Annotated in this window: 24 protein-coding genes and 1 pseudogene; 17 read left to right on the plus strand and 8 right to left on the minus strand. The window is 69.3% G+C overall.

Annotation, left to right across the window (positions count from 1 at the left end; all coding sequences use genetic code 11):
* The 6 genes and pseudogenes from AX744_RS20755 to AX744_RS13385 all read left to right on the plus strand — a co-directional run.
* Window positions 1-519, plus strand: a pseudogene (locus tag AX744_RS20755) (MFS transporter); the annotation flags it as partial.
* Window positions 516-2708, plus strand: a complete 2193-nt coding sequence (locus tag AX744_RS13365) for a peptidase C14 (RefSeq protein ID WP_231728814.1) — start codon at window positions 516-518, stop codon at window positions 2706-2708. The pseudogene AX744_RS20755 and the gene AX744_RS13365, both read left to right, overlap by 4 nt.
* 34 nt (window positions 2709-2742) lie before the next feature.
* Window positions 2743-4131 carry a hypothetical protein gene (locus AX744_RS13370; protein WP_061017394.1) on the plus strand — a complete coding sequence of 463 codons (1389 nt, stop codon included), beginning with the start codon at window positions 2743-2745 and terminating at the stop codon, window positions 4129-4131.
* A 104-nt stretch (window positions 4132-4235) separates the two neighbouring features.
* Window positions 4236-4994, plus strand: coding sequence for an SDR family NAD(P)-dependent oxidoreductase (locus tag AX744_RS13375; RefSeq protein ID WP_058631069.1), 759 nt, complete (start codon window positions 4236-4238; stop codon window positions 4992-4994).
* Window positions 4991-6067 (plus strand): mandelate racemase/muconate lactonizing enzyme family protein, encoded by a 1077-nt coding sequence (locus AX744_RS13380; protein ID WP_061017396.1) that lies wholly within the window; start codon window positions 4991-4993, stop codon window positions 6065-6067. The genes AX744_RS13375 and AX744_RS13380 overlap by 4 nt, the downstream gene beginning before the upstream one ends.
* A gap of 1 nt (window position 6068) precedes the next feature.
* Window positions 6069-6860 (plus strand): SDR family NAD(P)-dependent oxidoreductase, encoded by a 792-nt coding sequence (locus AX744_RS13385; protein ID WP_058631067.1) that lies wholly within the window; start codon window positions 6069-6071, stop codon window positions 6858-6860.
* 8 nt (window positions 6861-6868) lie between these two features.
* Here the strand turns inward: AX744_RS13385 and AX744_RS13390 are convergent, their stop codons facing one another.
* On the minus strand, window positions 6869-7684 hold the full coding sequence (locus tag AX744_RS13390; protein ID WP_061017398.1) for a zinc-ribbon domain-containing protein: 816 nt from the start codon (window positions 7682-7684) through the stop codon (window positions 6869-6871).
* 119 nt (window positions 7685-7803) lie between these two features.
* Between AX744_RS13390 and dinB the strand changes: the two genes are divergently transcribed.
* From dinB to AX744_RS13410, 4 genes are all read left to right on the plus strand, one after another.
* A complete protein-coding gene (dinB, locus tag AX744_RS13395) occupies window positions 7804-9000 on the plus strand; it encodes a DNA polymerase IV (protein WP_061017400.1) in 1197 nt (398 codons plus the stop codon).
* A gap of 90 nt (window positions 9001-9090) precedes the next feature.
* Window positions 9091-9366, plus strand: coding sequence for a type II toxin-antitoxin system Phd/YefM family antitoxin (locus tag AX744_RS13400; RefSeq protein WP_061017402.1), 276 nt, complete (start codon window positions 9091-9093; stop codon window positions 9364-9366).
* Window positions 9363-9641 (plus strand): type II toxin-antitoxin system RelE family toxin, encoded by a 279-nt coding sequence (locus AX744_RS13405; protein WP_061017405.1) that lies wholly within the window; start codon window positions 9363-9365, stop codon window positions 9639-9641. The genes AX744_RS13400 and AX744_RS13405 overlap by 4 nt, the downstream gene beginning before the upstream one ends.
* 102 nt (window positions 9642-9743) lie before the next feature.
* Window positions 9744-10046, plus strand: a complete 303-nt coding sequence (locus AX744_RS13410) for a hypothetical protein (RefSeq protein WP_061017407.1) — start codon at window positions 9744-9746, stop codon at window positions 10044-10046.
* Window positions 10047-10083: 37 nt separating this feature from the next.
* Here AX744_RS13410 and AX744_RS13415 read toward each other — a convergent pair whose 3' ends face one another.
* From AX744_RS13415 to AX744_RS13425, 3 genes are read right to left on the minus strand one after another with little or no spacing between them, the layout of a single operon-like run.
* Window positions 10084-10434 carry a nuclear transport factor 2 family protein gene (locus AX744_RS13415; protein ID WP_061017409.1) on the minus strand — a complete coding sequence of 117 codons (351 nt, stop codon included), beginning with the start codon at window positions 10432-10434 and terminating at the stop codon, window positions 10084-10086.
* Window positions 10427-11176 (minus strand): SDR family NAD(P)-dependent oxidoreductase, encoded by a 750-nt coding sequence (locus AX744_RS13420; RefSeq protein WP_061017411.1) that lies wholly within the window; start codon window positions 11174-11176, stop codon window positions 10427-10429. Before AX744_RS13420 ends, AX744_RS13415 begins: the two co-directional genes overlap by 8 nt.
* A gap of 26 nt (window positions 11177-11202) precedes the next feature.
* On the minus strand, window positions 11203-12459 hold the full coding sequence (locus AX744_RS13425) for a sodium:proton exchanger (RefSeq protein WP_058631061.1): 1257 nt from the start codon (window positions 12457-12459) through the stop codon (window positions 11203-11205).
* A 359-nt stretch (window positions 12460-12818) separates the two neighbouring features.
* Between AX744_RS13425 and AX744_RS13430 the strand changes: the two genes are divergently transcribed.
* Together AX744_RS13430 and AX744_RS13435 are read left to right on the plus strand one after the other, a co-directional pair.
* Window positions 12819-13793: a C-terminal binding protein gene (locus tag AX744_RS13430; RefSeq protein WP_061017413.1), complete on the plus strand. Its 975-nt coding sequence runs from the start codon at window positions 12819-12821 to the stop codon at window positions 13791-13793.
* 13 nt (window positions 13794-13806) lie between these two features.
* Window positions 13807-14661, plus strand: a complete 855-nt coding sequence (locus AX744_RS13435) for a fumarylacetoacetate hydrolase family protein (RefSeq protein ID WP_061017415.1) — start codon at window positions 13807-13809, stop codon at window positions 14659-14661.
* Between the two features lie 84 nt (window positions 14662-14745).
* Here the strand turns inward: AX744_RS13435 and AX744_RS13440 are convergent, their stop codons facing one another.
* Together AX744_RS13440 and AX744_RS13445 are read right to left on the minus strand one after the other, a co-directional pair.
* Window positions 14746-15594, minus strand: coding sequence for an SMP-30/gluconolactonase/LRE family protein (locus AX744_RS13440; RefSeq protein ID WP_061017418.1), 849 nt, complete (start codon window positions 15592-15594; stop codon window positions 14746-14748).
* Window positions 15591-16463: a hypothetical protein gene (locus AX744_RS13445; protein WP_061017421.1), complete on the minus strand. Its 873-nt coding sequence runs from the start codon at window positions 16461-16463 to the stop codon at window positions 15591-15593. Before AX744_RS13445 ends, AX744_RS13440 begins: the two co-directional genes overlap by 4 nt.
* Window positions 16464-16648: 185 nt before the next feature.
* Between AX744_RS13445 and phnD the strand changes: the two genes are divergently transcribed.
* Genes phnD through AX744_RS13470 form a run of 5 tightly spaced genes read left to right on the plus strand, consistent with a single transcriptional unit; the run spans window position 16649 to window position 20753 of the window.
* The gene (phnD, locus tag AX744_RS13450; protein ID WP_227751234.1) at window positions 16649-17593 is read left to right on the plus strand and encodes a phosphate/phosphite/phosphonate ABC transporter substrate-binding protein; all 945 of its coding nucleotides are present in this window, start codon (window positions 16649-16651) and stop codon (window positions 17591-17593) included.
* Window positions 17590-18534 carry a phosphonate ABC transporter ATP-binding protein gene (locus tag AX744_RS13455; protein WP_231728815.1) on the plus strand — a complete coding sequence of 315 codons (945 nt, stop codon included), beginning with the start codon at window positions 17590-17592 and terminating at the stop codon, window positions 18532-18534. The genes phnD and AX744_RS13455 overlap by 4 nt, the downstream gene beginning before the upstream one ends.
* Window positions 18518-19360 (plus strand): phosphonate ABC transporter, permease protein PhnE, encoded by an 843-nt coding sequence (gene phnE, locus AX744_RS13460; RefSeq protein WP_061017425.1) that lies wholly within the window; start codon window positions 18518-18520, stop codon window positions 19358-19360. Before AX744_RS13455 ends, phnE begins: the two co-directional genes overlap by 17 nt.
* A complete protein-coding gene (locus tag AX744_RS13465) occupies window positions 19357-20124 on the plus strand; it encodes a tyrosine-protein phosphatase (RefSeq protein WP_061017426.1) in 768 nt (255 codons plus the stop codon). Before phnE ends, AX744_RS13465 begins: the two co-directional genes overlap by 4 nt.
* Window positions 20125-20132: 8 nt before the next feature.
* Window positions 20133-20753, plus strand: a complete 621-nt coding sequence (locus AX744_RS13470) for a TetR-like C-terminal domain-containing protein (RefSeq protein ID WP_227751235.1) — start codon at window positions 20133-20135, stop codon at window positions 20751-20753.
* Here the strand turns inward: AX744_RS13470 and AX744_RS13475 are convergent.
* Together AX744_RS13475 and AX744_RS13480 are read right to left on the minus strand one after the other, a co-directional pair.
* A complete protein-coding gene (locus tag AX744_RS13475; protein ID WP_061017427.1) occupies window positions 20740-21177 on the minus strand; it encodes a VOC family protein in 438 nt (145 codons plus the stop codon). The genes AX744_RS13470 and AX744_RS13475 overlap by 14 nt on opposite strands.
* A 37-nt stretch (window positions 21178-21214) precedes the next feature.
* The gene (locus AX744_RS13480; protein WP_061017428.1) at window positions 21215-21565 is read right to left on the minus strand and encodes a TraR/DksA family transcriptional regulator; all 351 of its coding nucleotides are present in this window, start codon (window positions 21563-21565) and stop codon (window positions 21215-21217) included.
* Window positions 21566-21611 lie beyond the last annotated feature (46 nt).

Genomic DNA, 21611 nt, shown 5'->3' on the forward strand with positions numbered 1-21611 from the left:
GTCAAGAGCATGGGCGACTTCTCCAACACCACGACGGGCTGGCTCGTCGCGCTGCCGAACCTGTGCGCGGCGCTGGTCATGCTGCCGTGGGAACGTGCCGCCAGGAAGCAGGGCAACATCCCGCTGCAGATCGGCATCACGCTGTCGATCACCGCTCTCTCGCTCATGGCCGCGGTCGCGGCGCAGGGCACACCGGTGCTCGCGCTCGCCGCCCTGTGCGTCGGCATGTCGGCGCTGTTCTCGACGACACCGCTGTTCTGGAGCCTGCCGCCCATGGTGCTCACGGGAACGGCGGCCGCGGCCGGACTCGCGTTCATCAACTCCGTCGGCAACCTCGCCGGTTTCGCGGGGCCGTATGCGATCGGGTGGATCAGTGAGACCACGGGATCCGCGATCTGGGGGCTGCTGCTGATCTCCGCACTCACGTTGCTCGGGGCGACCATCGCGTTCGTGCTGAGCCGGCGAGCGGACTTCACGGTTCCCGCCGAGGTGCTGCTGGCCGAGAAGAAGCTCTCATGACCGCGCGGACTCCCCTGGTGCCGGAGGAGACCGTGCGCTCCTCGAGTCGCCGTGCCCTCATGGCAGGACTCGGTGCGGTCGCACTCGGTGCGGCCGGCTCCCTCGCCGTGACGGCGCCCGCACAGGCGGCTCCCGTCGTGGCAGGTGCGAAAGATCTCACACGAGCGGAGTCCGTCGCCGAGCTGTCCCGTCGCCGAGCTCGCGACGGTGAGGTCGCGATCGTCGCGGGGTACCGCACGCCGGGCGACGCCGGGCTGCTCGTCTACGTCGGCGCCGAGAACGCGAAGATCGAAGCGAACGGCGGTACGGTCATCGCCGGCACGCGGGGAAGCCGCTGGCTGCTGCAGCACGACGGCACCGTCGACTTCCGGGTCTTCGGCATCGCGGGACCGGAGACCGCGGCCGACGATGCGCTCGCGGCGATGGTGAACGATCCCCGCATCCGCCGGATCGAGGCGAGCGCCGACCTGCTGTTCCAGCGGCGGCACCGGTTCAGCCGGTCGTACCTCGAGATCGACTTCGGCGGACACGTCATCACGACCGACGGCATCGAGCCGAACGGTCACGATAACCCGTTCGGCGCCGTGATGTTCTTCACCGGGGTGTCGAAGGACGTCGTGGTCGAGCATGCGCTGGCCGACGCCTGGCCCGAGCTGACCGACGCGGTCACCGTGCCCGATGCGTCCCGGTTCCCCGTCGACTCCTGGTGGGCGGTGCAGTGCGATCCCGTCGCCGGCGGAGGGGCGGACGAGCGCGAACTCCAGCGCTTCGTGCAGGTGACACAGCAGATCGACGGCACCCATATCCGCATCGACTACCTCAACGGCTGGCCGCTCGACAAGGGTCGGAAGCTCATCTGGCGGCAGATGGAACCGGTCGCTGGCGTGCGCATCGCGAACATGCGGTTCCTCGGCGCCGGACCCTTCGACGGCCCCACCGACGGCTCCTTCCCCGACTCTCGGGAGCTCACCGGCTCCCACCCGATCGCCTTCGAGTACGCGATCCACTGCGACGTCGCCGACGTGCACGCGAGCCGCACCTGGTGGCCCGTGATCATGCGGCGCTGGAACACGCACTTCACCACGGAACGCTGCTCGGTGGAGAACCCGCCGACCGTGTTCTACGGTGGCGCGGGCTACCTCACGCAGCAGATCTACAGCCTCTACGGACGGGTCAGCGACTGCACGTCGTCGAACGCCCGGCACCTGAACGACCTCACCGCCAGCGCCTACTGCATCGTCGAGAACTGCCACGGCGACGGTGACGACCAGGGCGGCAACCCGTTCACCACGCACGGGCAGTACGAGCACGACCTCACCTTCATCGGCAACTCGGGTCTGATGGACATCGCGAACTCCGGCGCGCAGTGGGGCACCGCCGCCAAGCGCATCACGGTGCGCGACCACGTCTGCTCCTGGTTCGTCGCCGGCACCAAGATCAGCGATCTGACGCTGGAGAACGTGCGCGTGATCGGCCGCTCCACCTTCGATCCGCAGGCGTCCATGACCATCAACGCAGACGGCGCCCAGGTGCGAGGGTGCACTGCGGGACTTCTGGCGATCGGACAACGGTCGCAGCGCTCGTCGCGACCGACCGTGATCTCGGACTCCACCTTCGCGCTGCCGAAGGACCAGGTGCTCGTGCAGACCCCGGTCACGGCTCCCGTCCGCTTCGTGGACTGCACGATCACCGGGATCGACGGGGTCAAGGCTCGCGGGTCGGGTCCGGTCGAGTTCGTGGACTGCCGCCTCAGCGGCCCGGCGCCGGGTGCGCCCTTCGAGCTCGGCGCCGCCAAGGTCACCATCCGCGGCGGATCCGTGCGCGACGTGCGCCTGAGCGCGACCGCCGTGCGCGACCAGCTCATCGCCCTGGACGGGGTCGAGCTCTCCACGGAGCGCACGGACGGGGCTCTGCTGGGCAGGGCCGCCGGTGCCGGCGTCGTCACCTGGCGGGTGAGCGGGGTCACCTCGACGGTGCCGAAGGGCGCGGCGCACGTCGACATCGGCACCGGCGTCAACCACGCCCGCGTCACCGGCAGCCAGTTCGTCGGCGGACGACTACGGCTGGCGGACGGATTCGCCGAGCCGTCGGCGCTGCTCTACAGCGACACCGTCGAGCGCGGCGTCGAGACGGCGCTACCGGAGGCCGGACCGCGCGTCGTCATCGCAGACGTGCTGACGAGCGCGTGACGGACGGCATCATGGACATCAGGGAGGACCACGCGTGAACGACACGGCAGCGGCGACGCACCTCGGAGACCGCATCCGCATCCCGCGCACGCAGGCGGGCATCGGCGTCGCCCGGCGCGACATCACGCCGCCCGTCGGCATCCGCGCCAAGAACTGGGGCCCGGCCGACTGGGAGCGCTCCGAGGGGGCGCACCGGCCGTTCGAGCTGACCGCGCTCGCGGTGGTGGCCGCGGACGGACGCCCCCGGGTGCTCCTCGCCGTCGACGGCACGTGGTGGCGCCGAGTCGCCGACGAGCAGGGCGTGCGCGGCGCCATCCTCGACGGTCTGGGCTTCGAACCCGATCAGCTCATGCTCTCGCTCTCGCACACCCACGCCGGGGCCGTGCTGTGCGCCGCGGACGCGCATCTGCCGGGCGGGGAGCTCATCCCCGGGTATCTGGAGGCGCTGTCCGCCGCGGGAATCGCGGCCGGACGCGAGGCGCTGGAGACCGCCCGGCCTGGACTGATCGAGTGGACCACGGGCACCTGCACCCTCGCGGCGGAGCGCGAGCTCGACCTCGAAGGCCGCGCGCTCGTCGGCTACAACCCCCAGGGCACCGCCGACGACACGGTGACCATCGGCCGGATCAGCATCGACGGGGAGGTGCGGGCGACCCTGGTGAACTACGCCTGTCATCCGACGACCCTGGCCTGGCAGAACCGCGAGGTGTCGCCGGACTACGTCGGCGCGATGCGCGAGATCGTGGAGGCCGCGACCGGTGCACCGTGCCTGTTCGTGCAAGGGGCGTCGGGCGAGCTGGCCCCGCGGGAGCAGTACACCGGCGACGTGGCGGTGGCCGACCGGCACGGACGCGCGCTCGGGCACGCGGTGCTCGCGGCGTTGGACGGCTTGCCGGTGCCCGGCGAGGAGCTGACGTTGGACGGTGTCGTGGAGTCGGGTGCTCCGCTCGCGATCTGGACAGGGACCCCGGCGGACGGCGGCGAGGAGGCGGCGGGAGTCGTCTCGGCCGTCGAGCTGCCGCTGCGCGACCTGCCCACCCTGGACGAACTCGCCGAGGAGTGGAAGGACATCGACCCGCGCTCGCGGGAGGAGCGCCTCGGACGAGCGCGGAACCTCCGCGACGGTTACATCGAGGGGCCGACCGTGTCGCATCCGGTGTGGGCCTGGCGGCTCGGGGACGCCGTGATCGTGGGGCATCCGGGTGAGGCCTATTCGCGGCTGCAGACGACCCTGCGGGAGCGGTTCCCCCAGACGCCGATCGTGGTGATGAACCTGACGAACGGCCCGGGGTTCGTGTACCTCCCGACCCGCGAGGCCTACGACCGCGGCGCCTATCAGTCCTGGCAGACGCCCTTGGCTCCCGGCGCCCTCGAGCTCTTGGAGTCCCACGCCGTGTCGGTGGTGGCCGGGTTGTTGGCCTAGCTCCGGTCGCGATATTCCACCTACTTCGAGGCTTTCGGCTGGAACATCGCGACGGGAGCGGCCGTAGACTGCTATAGCAAACGTATGACTGAGGAGAAGCACGCATGAGTCAGGCACCCGTCGCCATCGTCACCGGAGGATCCGCCGGCATCGGCTGGGAGATCGGCCAGCGACTCTCCGCGGACGGCTACCTCGTCGTCGCGACCGACCGCGTCCCCGGGCTGACCGCGGGCGAGAACCCCGCCGGGATCCTGTGGCGGGAGCTCGATGTCACCGACCACGCCGGGGTCGACCGGGTCTTCGGTGAGATCGAGGCGGAGCTCGGCCCCATCGAGGTGCTCGTGAACAACGCCGGGATCCAGCGGCACCGTGGCATCGAAGACCTCACGTGGGATGAGTGGTCCGCGGTCGTCGACGTGAACCTGCACGGGGTGTTCTCCGCGCTCCAGGCCGCAGGGAAGCGCATGCTCGACCGTGGTGAGGGCCGCATCGTCAACATCTCCTCCATCTCCTCGCGCGGCTCCGCGGGGCGGGCGCCGTATGCCACGACCAAGGCCGCCGTCATCGGGCTCACCTCCACGGCGGGAGCGGAGTGGGCGTCGCGCGGTGTGCGGGTCAACGCTGTCGCGCCCGGTTACGTCGACACGGGCGTCTTCCGTCAGGGCGTCGAGCAGGGGACGCTGAGCCTGGACACGATCCTGTCGCGCATCCCCGCGAAGCGCCTGGCGGAGGCGAGTGAGATCGCGGCCGCGGTCAGCTTCCTCGTCTCCGACCAGTCGCGTTACATGAACGGGCAGACGCTGTATGTCGACGGCGGCTTCATGGTGGACTACGGCGTGCCCCTGGCGAAGAAGCCCGAATGAGTACGATCGCGCGCATCGACACGGCCACCGCCGTACTGCCGCTCCCTGCGCCACTGCAGCTCGGCGCGATGACAGTCGTGCGGCGAGAGTACTCCGCCGTGCAGGTGGCAGCCGATGACGGAACGACCGGGATGGCGTACTGCCTTTCGCGGGAGGCGCCGATGGGCGAGATCGTCGGCCGTCTCGTCGCCCCGCACGCGGTGGGTGCGGATGCCGACGACCCTGCGGCGGCGTGGGAGCGGATGCTGCGCGGCAGTGCCATCGTCGGCCGGGTGGGCTTGGTGCGGCGCGCCCTGGGGCTGGTCGACATCGCCCTCTGGGACATTGCCGCCCGGCGCGCGGGCATGCCGCTGTGGAAGCTGCTCGGCACCGGTGATGCTCCCCGGGAATCGATGCTGGTCGCCGCTTACCCGTCTGCGGACCGGGCTCCGCGGGAGGTCGCCGACGAGGTTCTCGCGCAGGCTGCTGGATGGACGAACGTGAAGATCTCGCGCATTCCGAATCCGGCATACATGCACGAACTCCTGGCGACTCTGAACGCAGAGCTGCCCGTTGATACAGGGCTGGTCGTCGATGTGGGTTTCGGCTGGCCGGATGCTGACACCGCGCTCGCGGAGATCGCGCAGTGGGGCGACCCGCAGCTCGCGTGGCTCGAAGACCCGCTGCTGCCGGAAGACGCAGCAGGTGTCGCGCGCATCCGCCGGGAATCGGGCCTGGCGGTGGCTGTCGGCGATGAGGTCACCGATCCCGCGGTGCTGAAGGCGCTGGTCGAGGTCGGTGGTGTCGAGGCGCTGCGCCTCGACGTCGTGGCGATCGGTGGTGTGACGCCCGCCCGCGAGATGATCGCATGGGCGACCGAGCGCGGTGTCCCGGTCTCCGGGCACGTGTATCCCGAGGTCACCGCGCATCTCGGGATCGGAGTGGAGACGTTCGCGCGAGGAGTCAACCCGTACGACCCTGCTCCGTCGTTCATCCTCGGTGGTCCGTCGTTCGAGGGTCTGGTGCGCCCGACGGATGCCACGGGACTCGGCTTCGCTCTCGATCCCGCCGTCTTCCGATTCGAGAGGGACTGACATGACGGAATCTGCACGCAGCGTCGTCGTGACGGGCAGCGGCAAGGGCATCGGCCGTGCCATCGCAGAGCGCCTCACGGCTGACGGATGGATCGTGGTCGGGCTCGAGCGCTCTGCCGGCTCGGGCACGGTCGAAGACGGCATCGTGGCTGAGGTGGTGCTTGGTGACGCGTCGGATCGCTCGACGCACGAGCGCGCGGCTGCTGCTGCCCGCGCCAGAGCCCCACTCGCCGGCTGGGTCAACAACGCCGGCATCACGAAACGGACGCCCCTGCACGAGCTCGACGAGTCCGTGGTGCGCGAGGTGCTCGACATCAACGGCTTCGGCTACATCTGGGGCTGTTCGACGGCCGTCTCCGCATTCGTCGACCAGGGTGTGGCGGGCGCCATCGTCAACATCGGTTCGATCCATGGGCGCTCCAGCTTCACCGACCACGCCGCGTATGAGTTCACCAAGGGCGGCATCGACGCGCTCACCCGCAGCGTGGCCGTGTCGTATGGCGCTCTGGGCATACGAGCCAATACGGTCGCTCCCGGTGGCGTGCGCACCCCGCATCTGGAGGCGCAGATCGCACGCGCCGCCGACCCCGCCGCCGAAGAACGTGCCCTCGCCGAGGGGCCGCCCATGGGCCGGATCGCCCGGGCGGAAGAGGTGGCCGCGCTCACGGCGTTCCTGCTCTCCGACGAGGCGCCGTACCTGTCGGGGCAGTCCATCGCGGTCGACGGCGCGTGGACGGCATCCTTCGGCGACATCGCCCTCGACCCGGGTCTGCGGGAGCGTTTCGAGGGCTGACGGGGCACCTACCGGAGATACGCGTCCACCATCAGAGCTCCCCGAATCACCCGCAGCTCGTCGATGATCCGGGCGATGCTCTTCGCTCCGACGGAGGGCAGCGCCAGGTCGTGCGGACCGAGCGGTTCGAGCTTCCCGGTGCGGATGCGGATCACCTCCCACCCCACAGCACGCAGGGCGCGGTCCTTGCGCAGATCCGCGTCCTGCCGCTTGCCGACATGCTCCAGGCCGTGTCGGCCGACCGAGTCGTACTCGATCGCGATGCGCAGCTCCGGCAACACGATGTCAGGCCAGACCTCGGTGTGGCGGAAGAACGGGCGCGAGACCTTGACGGCGTTCACGGTGGTGTCGAACTCGATCGCGACCCCGAGTCCCGCCCGCAGACGTCCCTCCGCAGCAGAGGCGGGCTTCGGCGCGCACTCACTTGCGAACGCGGTCCCCGAGGGCAGGTAGGGCGTCTTGGTGCAGAGTGCAGGCGCGGGGCGACGGGGCTTACGGGGGATGGCGCGAGCTTCCCCGAGCACGACCGGCTGCGGGCGGGCGAGCGCGGAGCAGTCCGGACACCACGCGGAGCGGCGCCGGACGCGTCCTGGACGTTCGCGCTGCTCGGTCGGTGTGGCGGCGAACCGATGGCCGACCGGGCACTCCCAACACACGAGCACGTCGGCGGCGAGAGGGATCTGCGACAGCGCGATGCCGTGATTCAGCTCGGGGTGGTACTGGCGGATCAGCTCCGGGTACGCGGCCCACCCGGCGCGATAAGTTCCCACGTCATACGGAATCGCGCGACCGCGGGAGAACTGCCGTCGCGCCCACCACTGCATCACCGGTTCCGGCACGCGCCGAACCTACCTGTGAGGACCGACACCGGGTGCGGGCCGGGCGCGACGTCCACGGATGTCCCCGGTCCATGCGACGATCCGCTCGTCGACAGGAGAGCAGGATGCGTGGGGAAGCGACCGTGCTGCACGCCGACCTCGATGCGTTCTACGCTTCGGTCGAGCAGCGCGACGCCCCGGAATTGCGCGGGCGACCCGTGATCGTGGGCGGCGGGGTCGTGCTGGCGGCGAGCTACGAGGCGAAGGCGCGCGGGGTGCGCACGGCGATGGGAGGCCGGCAGGCGCGCGAGCTCTGCCCCGATGCTGTCGTCGTCCCTCCGCGCATGGAGGCGTACTCCGCCGCGAGCAAGGACGTGTTCGCGATCTTCCGCGACACCACCCCGCTCGTCGAGGGGCTGTCGATCGACGAGGCGTTCCTCGAGGTCGGCGGTTTGCGACGCCTCGCGGGCAGTCCCGAGCAGATCGCGACGCGGCTGCGCGAGCGCGTGCGGGCGGAGGCGGGGCTGGCTATCTCGGTGGGCGTCGCGCGCACCAAGTTCCTCGCCAAGGTCGCGAGTGCCGTGAGCAAGCCCGACGGTCTGCTGGTCGTCGAGCCCGACCGCGAAGAGGAGTTCCTGCTTCCGCTCCCCGTCGAGCGGTTGTGGGGTGTGGGCGCCGTCACGGCCGAGAAGCTGCACCGGTACGGCATCCGCACCGTCGGACAGCTCGCCGAGCTGGAGACCGCGACCGCCGAGAGGATGCTGGGCAAAGCGACGGGTGCGCACGTGCATGCGTTGGCCCGGCTGCGCGACCCGCGGCCGGTCGACACCACGCGGCGTCGGGGATCGATCGGCTCGCAGCGTGCGTTGGGCACTCGTCCGCGCTCGGCCGAGGAACTCGACCTCATCCTCACGCAGATCATCGACCGTCTCGGCAGGCGACTCCGCGACGGGGATCGCGTGTGCCGGACGGTCGTGCTGCGTCTGCGCTTCGGCGACTTCACGAAGGCCACCCGCTCCCGTTCGCTCCGGGCTCCGACCGATCGCACCGCCGTGCTGCTCACCCTCGCTCGCGCGCTGCTCGCCGCCGCGCAGCCCGAGATTTCTGCGGGCGGCATCACCCTGATCGGCATCTCACTGTCGCAGCTCGACCGTGCCGGGAACGTGGCGCCCGAGCTGCCGATCGACTGGGGCGACGAAGCGCGCCTCGACACGGTGCTCGACACCCTGCGCGGCCGCTTCGGTGCGGACTCCGTGTCGCGGGCGGCACAGCTGGGTCGTGATCGGGGTTGGTCGTCGCCGGTCCTGCCCGAGCACGAGTGACCGGCCGACAGCCAGTGGTCACAGCTATCCGCTCTCGATGGCCAGAGGTCTGGCTATTCCAAGGCCAAAGTTTGGGCTAGTATGAAGGACATGCAGACGGTGCCTTTAAGTGAAGCAAAGGATCAGTTGTCCCGGCTCGTTGATCAGGTGGAGCGAGAGCACGAGACGATCGAGATCACGCGCCATGGCCGCGGCGCTGCCGTGCTGATCAGCAGGGACGCGTTGGAGTCGCTTTACGAGACGTTGTTCTGGCTGTCGGAGCCGGGAACGCGCGACGATGTCGAAAGCGCCCGCCAGCAGGCTGCTGATGGAAACCTGCGCAGTGCCGATGAGACGATCGCGCGCTACGGGGTTCGGCGCCCGTGACGAGGGTCACTTCGTTCGCCGACTCTGCCTGGCGGGACCTGGATCGGCTGCCGCAGAAGATTGCTCAGGCGATCGTGGAATTCGCCGTCTACACGCTGCCCGAGAACCCTGAGCGGATGAGCAAACCGCTGCAAGACGAGTTCGAGGGGCTGCGCTCGGCCCGTCGCGGCGACTACCGCGTGCTCTTCTTCCTCGAAGCGCCGGAGACGCTGGTCGTGGTTCGCGCCCGCCATCGCCGTGACGCGTATCGACCGCCCGCGCCGAACTGGGACTGATTGTCACACTGCTCGTAACCGCGCATCGGAGATAGCGCCGCTCTCGTCTGTGGTCCGCTACGTTCAATACGGCACAGCTGACCAGGAAGGGGGAATCCGTCGATGAACGCACTCAGTAGAACGGGATGGCTCCTCGTGTTGTTGGTGCGCGGCCTCGCGCTCTGGATCCTGATCCCGTTCGCGTCTCTCGCTTGGCTCTTCCTGCACTCCTGGATTCAAAAGGCTTCTCCGAGGCAGGCGCTGTGCTGGTACGACACGCAACTGACCCTGGGGCTCGCGAGAGGGCCCTTCCGTCTGATGATCGCTCCCGAGCACCGACCACTCAAGCCCGTTCCACGAATGGCTTCGATCGAATCTCCCAAGACCAGCCTGTTCGGAATGGATGTGATCGAGCTCGCCGGCTAGGCCGACCCCACCTCGAGACCCGACGACCTCCGCCTCCTTAGGCCTTGAGCATCGACGCCCTGGCGATCAGCCCGTCCACCACATCGAAGGTCGCGATGGTCTCGGTGGCGACGCCGGCGTTGATCACCTGTTCCTGTGCGACGACCCATCGGGTGCCGAAGAGCACGCTGGTCTCGATGACGCACGACAGCTCGGGGTTCTGCAGTCGAGGCTCGTAGAACGCACGGATCGCGGCGGAACCGACCACGGGTTCGGCGGCGACACCGGTGATGACGGCGTCCTCGGCGTAGGTGGCCACGAACGCGTCGAGGTCGTGTGCGTTGAAGGCTTCGAGCTGCGCCTGCACGGTTTCGAGGGCGGAGCGGTCCAGGGGGGTGCGGTCAGTCAATGCGAACTCCTCCGTTGACGTCGTAGGTGGCGCCGGTGATGAAGCGTGCTCGCTCTGAGGCGAGGGATCCGATGATCCAGGCCACGTCCTCCGGCTGCCCGAACGCGCCGAGGGGGATGCCCGACTCGAGCTTCTCGCGCCCCGCCCCCTGCAGCTGATCCGTGATGGCGCTCGCGACCGGGCCAGGGGTCACGGCGTTGACGCGGATGCCCTCCGAGGCGAGGTGCCGGGCGAAACTGCGCGTGATGGCCAGGATCGCGCCCTTGCTCGCGGCGTAGTGGATGCCGGTCTGCAGCGCGCCGACCTGGCCGGCGATCGAGGCGATGTTGATCACCGAGCGATCCCCCTCCGCTGCCCGGAGCAGGGGGAGCGCCCCGCGGGTCAGGAAGAAGGTGCCGCGGGCGTTGGTCTCGAGCACCATGTCCCACTCGTCGAACTCGATGTCTTCGTAAGGCGTGTAGGGACAGACTCCGCCGTTGTTGACGAGCACGTGGAGCGATCCCCATGCGTCCGTGATCTCACCGACGAGCGCGTCGATCGACTCGCGATCCCGCAGGTCGAGGCGCGACACGTGAACCTCGGGTGACCCTGCCGCCCGGCACTCCTCCGATATGCGCAGCGCTTCGGCCTCCCGTCCGGCATACGTGATCCAGAGGGCAGCACCCTCGCGGGCGAGTTCGAGGGCGGCGGCGGTCCCGATGCCGGAACTCGCCCCCGTGATCAGAACGCGGCGCATAGTCATCCCTAAACGCTATAGCAAAAGGGCGGTCATCCGCGACCTCCGGCGCCGTCAGCGGATCCGCCCGCGGTCATCGCCGGCGAAGGCTGCGATCGACGGAACGGCGCGGCGAGGGTGGGCAGGATGTGCCGACGGTGGACGATCAAAAACCCGGCGGCGATGATCAGCTGCAGAGCGGAGAGCACGTAGCGGCCGCCGGTGTCGGTCACGAAGAACTGCACGAGGAAGATCGCCGCCAGGGCGATGGCCGATCCCAGGTGGAATCGGAGGGCGAGGAGGATCGCAACACCCATCACGGTCTGGGTGCCGGTGAGCACGAACTCCTCGATCTGCCGGGCATCGAGCGGCAGATCGGACCCTCCGCCACCGAAGAAGTGCGCGAGGGGGAGCGAGCCGACCAGGAGGCTCCACTGGTTGACCTTCGACGCGATGAGGGTGGCGATCGCGGCTGCCCCCATTCCCCGGACGGCGAAGAGCACCGCGATGATGAACTCGGGCGCCTCGGAGGCGAGGGGTGCGAGCCACTGCACGAGGAAGAAGCTGTCGATCCCGAGCGCGGTTCCCGAGTCGACGAGACCGGTCGCGAAAGGCTCGGCGCACGCGAGGATGATGCCCGCCGAGACGATGAACAACGAGATCACGGTGATCCGCCGGGCGCGGGTCGGCATGCCCGCGATGTGCGCGGCGGCGCCGACGAACTCGTCGTGGCTTTCGCTCTCCGCGCGGCCTGCCCGCCACAGGTAGGTGACGAATGCCCCGATGAGCACCAGGCCGAACCAGATCGGGATGTTCCCGAGCAGTGGGATGGCGAACGCGAGGATCGCCAGCACCGCGAGGAAGCCGACGTCCAGGCGTGCGGTGACGGGGAGCTCGAGGGCGAGGCGCCGGGCTTCGCCGCGTCGTGCCCGGTTCGCGATCACGAGGGCGACGATCACGACGAGTGGCCACCCGAAGCCCAGGAGCAGTCGGTTCGATCCCGTCATGTTCGCGGCGGCGTACTGCGCGTACTCGGGGTCGGAGCCGGAGCGGAACGCGTAGTACAGGTCGACGGCGTACTCGGGCAGCACGGCGATGAGGGCGAGGATGGCGATCGCGAGGGCGCCGGAGATGTCCTTCTGCGCGGCCTCGGCGGCCCAGGCGAGCACGAAGCTCGCCGCCACGACCGCCGCCCCGAAGACGACGAGGTCGAGCACGGGATTCGGGTGGAAGCCCAGTGTGCGGAACACCAAGGCGGGGGCGGCGATCAGGAGGCACAGGGCGAGACGGCCGATCAATGCGCGTGGCATGGGGAACGGTCCTTTCGGTCGGGCGCGACCGAGGGAGGACAAGACAGAGCTCCGGCCGCGCGTGGGCCGAAGGTCTCGTTCATCCGGGAGACAGGGGCACCGGACGATCATTGTGAACGTCAGTATGTCGATGCGGCCTCAGGCTCTCGCGAGCCCGGAACTACTCCCCTTCGATCTCCCCAGTCTGGCGAACACGGCGGGCGATCCCCCTGCTCAGACGGAGATTCGGAGGGTTTCGGGACCCCTCACGCGTGAACGCGCGGGCGCCCGAGCGGGCGGCCCAGGATTTCGGACCAGCGAAAGGGCCGAACATCGGTATCGCGATGCGCAGGTCTGCTAGATGCTATAGCATCGCATCCATGACCGAGCCATTCATCCTCGTCAGCGACTGCGACCTGCCGGGAACCGTCATCGAAGACACGCTCCGACAGGCAGGACTGCGCGCCGATCGCGCCGCATCCGGAAGCCCGGACGACATCGCCGCCCTCGGTGCCGACGCCGAAGGGCTGGTCGTGCAGTGGGCGCAGATCACGGGTGATGTGATGGACCGGATGCCGAACCTCCGCATCATCAGCCGTGTCGGCATCGGGTACGACATGGTCGATGTCGAGGCTGCGACCGTTCGTGGCATCGCCGTCGCGAACACCCCGAGCTACTGCATCGAAGAGGTGGCAGCGCACACCATCGCGATGATCATGTCCCAGGCCCGCGGCCTTTCGGCCTACGACCGCGCCGTGCGTGCCGGGACCTGGAAGGCCGTCGACGCACGACCGCTCGCCGTGCGCCCCTCGGCCACCACGGTGTCGGTGCTCGGCTTCGGACGCATCGGCTCGATGGTCGCTCGCGGTTGTCGCGCGCTGGGCTTCCGCGTCCTCGTCGCCGACCCCTTCGCCCCCGCCGACGCCGTGCGCGAAGACGGTTGCGAGCCCGTGGAGATCGCGGAAGCCGTCGCGCGTGCCGACATCCTGACCCTGCACGTGCCGCTCACCGACGACACCCGGCACCTGATCGACGCGGCCGCCCTCGCGACCATGAAGCCGGGAGCGGTCGTGGTGAACACCTGTCGCGGTCCGCTCATCGACGAGGAGGCGCTCGCCGCCTCGCTGCGGGCGGGACACATCGGTGCCGCGGCCCTCGACGTGTTCGCGGGAGAGCCGCTCGCCGCCGACTCGCCGCTGCGTGACCTCGATCAGGTGCTGCTCACACCGCACGCCGCCTGGTACTCGCCCGAGGCGCTGGTCGACCTGCCGGTGCACGCGGCCGAGAACGTCATCCGCTACCTGGCCGGCGAGTCCGTGCCGATCGTCAACCCGTCCTTCGCCACCGCGCGCTGACCTGGAAGGCCTCATGGAGCTCCTGCGACTCGGCCCCGTCGGCCGCGAACGTCCCTACGTGCGAGAGGAGGGCGTCGTGTACGACCTGTCCCCCCTCACCGCCGAGATCGACGGCGACTTCCTCGCCGCCGACGGCATCGGCCGCGTGCGCTCCGCGCTCGGCCGGGGTGAACTGGTCGCCGCCGACGTCGACGGGCTGCGTATCGGCGCCCCTGTCGCTCGTCCGACAGCGGTGATCTGCATCGGACAGAACTACGCAGCTCACGCTGCCGAATCCGGATCGGAGCCCCCCGAGCATCCGGTCGTCTTCTTCAAGCACCCCAACACGGTGGTCGGACCGGACGATGTCGTGCTGCTGCCGCCCGGAGCCGAGAAGGTCGACTGGGAGGTGGAGCTGGCGATCGTGATCGGCAAGCCCGCCCGCTACCTGTCGTCTCCTGATGCCGCGCGAGAGGTCATCGCCGGCTACACGATCTCGAACGACGTCTCGGAGCGCGCGTATCAACTCGACGTCTCGGGCGGGCAGTGGTCGAAGGGCAAGTGCTCCGAGACGTTCAACCCGCTCGGGCCCGCACTCGTCCCCGCCGACGAGGTCGACCCTCAGGCGCTGCGACTGCGGTCGTTCGTGAACGGCGAGCCGCGGCAGGACTCGTCGACCGCGGACATGATCTTCTCCGTGCTGCAGATCGTGCACGAGCTGAGTCAGTATCTGGTGCTCGAGCCCGGCGACGTGATCAACACCGGTACCCCGCAGGGTGTCGCGCTCTCCGGCCGGTTCCCCTATCTGCAGGACGGCGATGAGATGACGATCGAGATCGAGGGTCTCGGACGTCAGCGCCAGCGCACCGAGCGGGTGCACCTGGGCTGACTCGGCTCTCCCCGGCGGCCTGTGCCCGGGGCACGGTTCCTTTCGCTGAGTGCACCGTGCTCCGGGTAGAGGTCGTCGGGTGCGTCAGCCCGCGAAGGGGATGACAGGAAGGCCCCGCACACCGGGTCGCACGGCGAAGAGCGAGCCCGCCTCGGTGCCGTGGCCGGGTTCGAGGCCCTGCGCCGAGGTCGTGATGTACAGCGTGCCGAGGTCGTCGTCGCCGAAGGTGCAGGCGCTGACCTGGGGCACCGGGAGCTCGATCGTCGCGATGCGCTGCCCTGCGGCGTCGTAGCCGTGCACTGCGCTGCCGCCCCACAGGGCCACCCAGATACTGCCGTCAGCGGCGATGCACAATCCGTCGGGGGAACCCTGCTCCTCGGGGATCGCGACGAAGGCGCGACGGCCCCGCAGCTCGCCCTCGCTGACGTCGAACACGTCGATGCGGTGCGTCGCGGTGTCGACGTAGTAGGCGCGTCGGCCGTCCGGCGAGAAGCCGATGCCGTTCGAGATCGTCGCCCGCGGAAGAACGGTGCTCGTCGTCAGGTCGGCGTCGACACGCAGCACGGCTCCGGCATCGGGCGCCGCGTCGTAGGCCATCGACCCCGCGAGCAGGCGTCCCCGAGGGTCGCAGCATCCGTCGTTCATGCGCACACCGGGGTCGTCGCCCAGCGGGGCGACAGCCCGGATCTGTCCGTCGACGTCATCCGCGAGGTAAAGCGTGCGGGCGCCGACCGCCAACAGACCTCCACCGGAGCGCGGGCGGGCGAAGGCCAGGTACTCGTCGTCGATGTGCTGGCGGGACACGCCATCCGGTCGCAGCGACAGAAGATCGCCGGCGTCCCCGTCGACCCAGCGCAATCCGCCCCAGCCCGACCACCAGACGGGCGCCTCGGCGTGGTGCGCCATCGGGCCGGTGACGTTCTCCGGAGTCATGCGTCGTCGCGCGGGAGTGTCCGCGGGGCTGTGCGGTGCAGCGGGTCGGCGACAGGCATAGGCTCCGGCACGCGCTCCGCCGCCTGCTCGGCTGCGGGTGCGGCGGGCGGGGTCGCGGTGGCAGCGCTCGCCTGCGCGGGAAGCTCCTTCGCCACCTGCTTCTCCAGCACGGTGACCGCGTCGTCGGAGAGCAGGATGAGGCCGTCGAGCTCCTCGCGCACGCGCTTGTAGGCGACGTTGCGCTCGGCCTGCGTGGCGGATTCGTCGACCGCGACCTTCAGCAGCTGCTGTGCGCGTTCGAGACGCTTGCGCTCCGGCTCGGTGAAGGTCGAATCGCGCAGGCGTCTGGCATCCTTTTCGGCGATCTCGAAAGCGACCGCGTAGTCGCCGACGGCCTGGAGGTACTCGGTGACCTGCTGTTCCGACACCCTGGCGTCGGCGGAGGCGGGGCGCAGGGCATCGGCCGTCTTCTTGGCGCGCAGGAACGCGGCGGTCAGCGGCTGGCGCCCATCGCTCATGGCGGGGAAGGCGATCAGCTTGGCGACGTCGAGCTCGTAGTCGAGCCAGCGTGCCGTGATCTCGTCATGCTCGGCGAACAGGCGCGCGACCAGATCGCTCGGTGCCACGGACGCTGTGGTGTCGACGACAGAGGGTCCGCGGCGCTTGACCTGCTGGGTGAGCGCGCGCGCCTCGATCTCGGCGGTCTTCAGCTGCGCCTTCATGCGAAGGGTCTCCAGGCGGCGCTCGTGTCGTCGCTTGGAGCTGCGCTCCCACGTCTTCGCGATCCCACCGGCCATTCCCATGATCGGGAAGATGAGCCACCAGTAGTGCTGCGCGAAGGTCCAGAAGCCCTGGATGAACTCGTCCATGATGCGTTCAGCCTACTTCTCGGCGGGCTCTTGCCGCCCGTGCTGTTGCGGCGGCAAGGCAGGAACCTCCGGGGACACAGCTGGCCCGATCCGCCCGCAGCGTCGATACCGTCCGTTCACGCAGCGTTCCATTCGGAGTACGGCAGTCTCGTAATTGCGCGTCACCTTCAGGGGTTGGAATACCGATGTTCTCGGAATGCCGAGACGTCTCCTCCCGAAAGGTCATCATGCGCCGCTTCACCCTGCCCGTCGTCGGCCTCCTGGGCGTGGCCGCCCTCTCTCTCACCGCTTGCCAGAGCCCGACCGCTGAGGCTGCTCCGGCCGATCCGGACGCTCCTCTCACGATCGCCACGATCCCCGTCGGCGACGACCCCACCGCCGAGAACCCGATCGAGGTGTTCGCCGACCTGCTGGAGAAGGCGACGGGCCGCGACGTCGAGATCACTGATGTGCCCGACTACCTCAGTGTCGTCGAGGCCATCCGTGCCGACCACGTCGACATCGGCATCATGAGCGGCTTCCCGTCGGCCCTCGCCGTCAACACCGGCGAGGTGGATGCGCTGGTCGCCTTCCAGGGCGACGGCAAGCCGGTCTCGACCTGCGTCGTGCTCGACGAATCGCCCATCCAGAAGGTCGAGGACCTCGAGGGCAAGACGGTCGCGTTCGCCGATCAGGCCTCCAGCTCCGGGTACTTCATGCCCGTGTACATGCTGCACGAGGCCGGTCTCGAGCAGGGGACCGACTACGAGGCCATCTTCGCCGGTGGACACGAGGGCAGCTTCGCCGCGCTGCAGCAGGGACAGGTGGACGCAGCCTGCACGGCCGTCATGCTCACGGAGCTCGGCGCCCCGATGTTCCCCTTTGCGGATGGAGAGTGGCGCGCGGTGGGGGAGAGCCCCGCGATGGACATCCAGGGCGCGGTCCTCGGCCGTCAGTCGCTGGACGCCGAGACCCGCAAGGTGATCCAGGACGGCATCGCCGAGGTGTTCTCGCCCGCGAACGCTGAGCGTCTCGGCGCTTACGGTGCGTTCGCAGCGGCCCCGCAGACGGTCGACCCGAAGAGCGCCGACTTCCAGTCCTTCGCCGAGATCGCGGCCGTGGCCGGGGTCAAGCTCGAGGACCTCAAGTGACTCTTCCCGCTCTGCGTCTCGCGCCGGCGGCCGCTGTTTCCGCACCCGGCCGAAACGGAGATGATTCGTCGTCGTCAGGGCGCGTCGCAGACCGACACGCCGGAGCGGCAACCGATGCTCTGGGTTTCGGCCCCGCCGAGGGTGCAGTGCGCACCCCCACGGCCGAGCTCCGCCAGGCGCTTCCCCTCGTCACGGTCCGCGGACTGCAGGTCGCGTACGGGGAGAACACGGTGCTCGACGGGGTCGACCTCGACCTCTTCCTCGGCGAGATGGTCGCCCTGCTCGGAGCCTCGGGCTCGGGGAAATCCACGCTGATGCGCAGCCTGACCGGGTTCGCGCCGATCAGCTCAGGAACGGTCCGCGTGGCCGGGCACGACGTCACGAACCTCGGCCGCGGCGAGCTGCGAACCCTCCGCTCCGGGGTCGGACAGGTGTTCCAGCAGTTCAACCTGATCCCACGCCTCAGCGTCATGACCAATGTGCTCACCGGCGCCCTGCACGGCGCCGGGCCGATCAACATCGCGGGAGGCTTCTCGAACGCGCACCGCCGTCGGGCGCTCGAACTGCTCGATCGGGTCGGGATCGCGCACAAGGCATCCGCTCCCGCACGCTCCCTCTCGGGGGGACAGCAGCAGCGTGTGGCGATCGCGCGGGCGCTCATGCAGCAGCCGAAGGTGATCCTGGCCGACGAGCCGGTCGCATCACTCGATCCGAAGCTCGCGGGATCCGTGCTCGGCCTGTTGCGCGAGATCGCCACGCAGGACGGCATCCCTGTGCTGGTGAGCCTGCATGTGCTGTCGCTCGCTCTCGCGCACAGCGACCGCATCGTCGGGCTTCGCCACGGCGAGATGCTCGTCTCCGGCGTGACCTCGCAGTTGGATGCCGCCGCGCTGGAAAACCTCTACGACGACGAGGAGCACGGTGATGACGACGACCACTGAGCCGCGCGCAGACAGGGCCACCCGCCCGACTCTCGACCCCGCGGAGCGCGCCCGGCTCGAGAGCGCCTTCCGCGTGCCGCGTGCCCGCTTCCTGATCGGACTGCCGGTCGCGGTTCTGGTGCTGATCTGGTCGTTCAACGGCGCCCAGTTCAACTTCGTGAAGCTCGGCGAGGGCGCGATCAACATGGTTGAGTTCCTGTCGCGCCTGTTCCCGCCCGACTTCTCGAAGATCGGCACCATCCTGGCACTGCTGCTGGAGACGTTTCAGATGGCCGTCGTCGGTACGGTCCTCGGCGCCGTCCTCTCCCTGATCGTCGCCTTCGGAGCCACCTCCACCCTCGCGCCGAAGTGGCTGTACTACCCGACGCGCTGGGTCATGAACATCATCCGCTCCGTGCCCGACCTGGTGTTCGCGCTCATGTTCGTCTCGGCTGTCGGGCTCGGCCCGTTCGCCGGCATCCTGGCCATGACGCTCGGCTCCATCGGCTCGATCGGCAAGATCTTCGCCGAGGCGATGGAGCAGGTCGACCGAGGGCCCGTCGTCGCGATGGAGGCGGTCGGCGCCTCGAAGCGGCAGATCATCCAGTACGGGATCCTCCCGCAGGCCGCACCGCTGCTGACCTCGTACACGCTGCTGCTGTTCGAGGGCAACGTGCGCGGCGCGACCATCCTCGGTCTCGTCGGCGCCGGCGGCATCGGCCTCGAGCTGACCACCGCGATGCGCATGTACGACTACGGCCACCTCAGCGCCATCATCATCTGCATCATCGTGCTCGTCACGGTGATCGACCAGGGCAGCGCCCTCATCCGAAGGAGAATCACATGAGCATCATCGATACCGGACTCGTCCTCAGCGCGCCGGTAAACCTGCGCGACCTCGGCGGCATCATGATCGATGGCGGTGTGCTGCGTGAAGGCCTCGCCATCCGCACGGACGACCTGGCCTATGTGACCTCGGAGGTGGCCGATGAACTCGTCGCGGGTGGACTCAGTGCCATCATCGATCTGCGCTCGCCGCTCGAGGTCTCGGTCACGGGACGTGGGCCTCTCGGCGCGCACCCGGTCGGCTACCATCACCTGCCGCTCATCGCGGATGTGGGGGCATCGATGGGAGACAAGGCCCCGGAGCTGAGCCACGAGGCCATGGGCCTGATGTACCGGCGCATGGTCGAGGGCGCGGCGCCGCAGCTCGTCATCGCACTCAACGTGATCGCGCACACTCCCGGCACGGCGGCCTTCCACTGCGCCGCCGGTCGCGACCGCACCGGTGTGCTCGCCGCCATGCTGTTGCTCGCATTGGGGGCCACCGACGACGACATCGTCACCGACTACGCCCGCACCGGCGACAACATGGTCGCGGTCATGGCGCGCACGGCTCCGGTCATGGGAGCGATGTGGAGAGCTCTGGGCTTCGACGCCGCCGCTCTGGAGAACGGCTCGTCGCTTCTGGAGGGCTCGATGGATGTGTCCATGCGCAGCCTTCTCGACACGCTCCGCGCGGAGCACGGGGACCCGCTGACGCCGTTGCGCGCTGCGGGGCTCTCGAACGCCACGATCGCCCGACTGCGCGAGCGGGCGCTGGCCGCGTGACGATGCCGATGACGGATGCCGGGGCCGCGGTTCGCCGCCGCCCCGGGCGTCCGCGCGATGAGGAGATCGACGGACTGATCGTCGATGCGACGCTGGGGATCATCGATGCTGGCGAGGAGGTCACGGTGTCGCGCGTCGTCGCGTGCAGCGGAGTGAGCCGCGCGGCTCTGTATCGGCGCTGGCCGTCGCTGACGCTGCTGATCGCCGCCGCGCTCGACGTCGGGCGCGAGGTGCCACCGGACTATCCCGCGGATGCCGACCTTCACGAGGTGCTGCTCGCAGGGCTCGGACTCGGCGCGGACGGCGTCGCACCCTCGGCGCCCGGTTACTCCGAGGAGCGGTTCCGGCAGCGCATCCGCCTCGTCATGGCAGATCGCGCCCTGCAGAAGACGTACTGGGAGTCGCACGTGTCCCGGCGACGGGTTCCCCTGCAGAATGCGCTCCGCATCGGGATCGCGCGGGGCGAGCTGCGGGCCGACCTCGACGTCGAGGCGTGCTTCGACGCCGTCGCGGGTGTCGCTTACTACCAGCTCGTCGTGCGCGGTGACAGGATCAGCGACCCCGCCGTCGTGGCACGGCTGCGTGCGGCGATCGAGGTGATCTGGCGCGGGATGGTCAGCTCTTCGTGAGGTCCTGCGCGAACATCAGCAGGATGCCGCTCGGGCCGCGCAGATACGTGAGCTTGTACACGTCCTGGTAGTTCGCGACCCCGCGCAACGGGTGGTAACCGTGTCGGGCCGCGATCGCCAGCGACTCGTCGATGTCGTCGACGGAGAACGCGATGCGGTGCATGCCGATCTCGTTGGGCAGGGTGGGCTCGGTCTCGATCGCGTCCGGATGGATGTACTCGAACAGCTCGATCTGGCCGTGCCCATCGGGAGTCTGCAGCACGGCGATCTTCGCGTGGTTGCCGTCGAGGCCGACCGCGGTCGACGCCCACTCTCCGCTGACCTCGTCTCGACCGAGCACGGTGAGGCCGAGGTCGGTGAAGAACGAGATGGTGGCTTCCAGGTCGCGCACCGCGATGCCGACGTTCTCGAGCGTGATGGGCATGGGGGAATGCTACTCGTGCCCGTCGCCACCGTCAGGGCTATCTGCCGAGCTTCTCGGCGCAGACGACGCAGTACTCGGCGAACGGCCGTGCCTCCAGGCGTCCGGCGGGGATCGGGCGGCCGCAGTTCGCGCAGATGCCGTAGGTGCCGGCTTCCACTCGGGCGAGCGCGTCATCGACCTGCTGCAGCTCGGATGCCGCGGCGTCGGCGAGACCTGTCAGCCGGGACCACTCCGACGACAGGGTCACGCCCTCGGGGTCGTGCTCGTCATCGTCGTTCGAGCCCGCGCGGTCGTGGGTGAGCTCGTCGAGCATCGCCGCGGTCGCGTGCACGCGGGCTTCGGCCTGCACGCGCAGTGCGAGCAGGCGTTCGCGGGCATCGGCGGTCATCTGCCCACTCTAGGCACCTTCACCGACACCCGATCCCGGGGTCGTC

The sequence above is a fragment of the Microbacterium sp. CCH5-D1 genome (assembly GCF_001557335.1).
In the GTDB taxonomy this organism is placed as follows: Bacteria; Actinomycetota; Actinomycetes; order Actinomycetales; family Microbacteriaceae; genus Microbacterium; species Microbacterium oxydans.

Coding starts and splice junctions, on each gene's coding strand:
- AX744_RS13365 (WP_231728814.1), top strand. CDS start 516: ATGACCGCGCGGACTCCCCTGGTGCCGGAGGAGACCGTGCGCTCCTCG.
- AX744_RS13375 (WP_058631069.1), top strand. CDS start 4,236: ATGAGTCAGGCACCCGTCGCCATCGTCACCGGAGGATCCGCCGGCATC.
- AX744_RS13380 (WP_061017396.1), top strand. CDS start 4,991: ATGAGTACGATCGCGCGCATCGACACGGCCACCGCCGTACTGCCGCTC.
- AX744_RS13385 (WP_058631067.1), top strand. CDS start 6,069: ATGACGGAATCTGCACGCAGCGTCGTCGTGACGGGCAGCGGCAAGGGC.
- AX744_RS13390 (WP_061017398.1), bottom strand. CDS start 7,684: ATGCAGTGGTGGGCGCGACGGCAGTTCTCCCGCGGTCGCGCGATTCCG.
- dinB (WP_061017400.1), top strand. CDS start 7,804: ATGCGTGGGGAAGCGACCGTGCTGCACGCCGACCTCGATGCGTTCTAC.
- AX744_RS13400 (WP_061017402.1), top strand. CDS start 9,091: ATGCAGACGGTGCCTTTAAGTGAAGCAAAGGATCAGTTGTCCCGGCTC.
- AX744_RS13410 (WP_061017407.1), top strand. CDS start 9,744: ATGAACGCACTCAGTAGAACGGGATGGCTCCTCGTGTTGTTGGTGCGC.
- AX744_RS13420 (WP_061017411.1), bottom strand. CDS start 11,176: ATGACTATGCGCCGCGTTCTGATCACGGGGGCGAGTTCCGGCATCGGG.
- AX744_RS13425 (WP_058631061.1), bottom strand. CDS start 12,459: ATGCCACGCGCATTGATCGGCCGTCTCGCCCTGTGCCTCCTGATCGCC.
- AX744_RS13430 (WP_061017413.1), top strand. CDS start 12,819: ATGACCGAGCCATTCATCCTCGTCAGCGACTGCGACCTGCCGGGAACC.
- AX744_RS13435 (WP_061017415.1), top strand. CDS start 13,807: ATGGAGCTCCTGCGACTCGGCCCCGTCGGCCGCGAACGTCCCTACGTG.
- AX744_RS13440 (WP_061017418.1), bottom strand. CDS start 15,594: ATGACTCCGGAGAACGTCACCGGCCCGATGGCGCACCACGCCGAGGCG.
- AX744_RS13445 (WP_061017421.1), bottom strand. CDS start 16,463: ATGGACGAGTTCATCCAGGGCTTCTGGACCTTCGCGCAGCACTACTGG.
- phnD (WP_227751234.1), top strand. CDS start 16,649: ATGTTCTCGGAATGCCGAGACGTCTCCTCCCGAAAGGTCATCATGCGC.
- phnE (WP_061017425.1), top strand. CDS start 18,518: ATGACGACGACCACTGAGCCGCGCGCAGACAGGGCCACCCGCCCGACT.
- AX744_RS13465 (WP_061017426.1), top strand. CDS start 19,357: ATGAGCATCATCGATACCGGACTCGTCCTCAGCGCGCCGGTAAACCTG.
- AX744_RS13470 (WP_227751235.1), top strand. CDS start 20,133: ATGACGGATGCCGGGGCCGCGGTTCGCCGCCGCCCCGGGCGTCCGCGC.
- AX744_RS13475 (WP_061017427.1), bottom strand. CDS start 21,177: ATGCCCATCACGCTCGAGAACGTCGGCATCGCGGTGCGCGACCTGGAA.
- AX744_RS13480 (WP_061017428.1), bottom strand. CDS start 21,565: ATGACCGCCGATGCCCGCGAACGCCTGCTCGCACTGCGCGTGCAGGCC.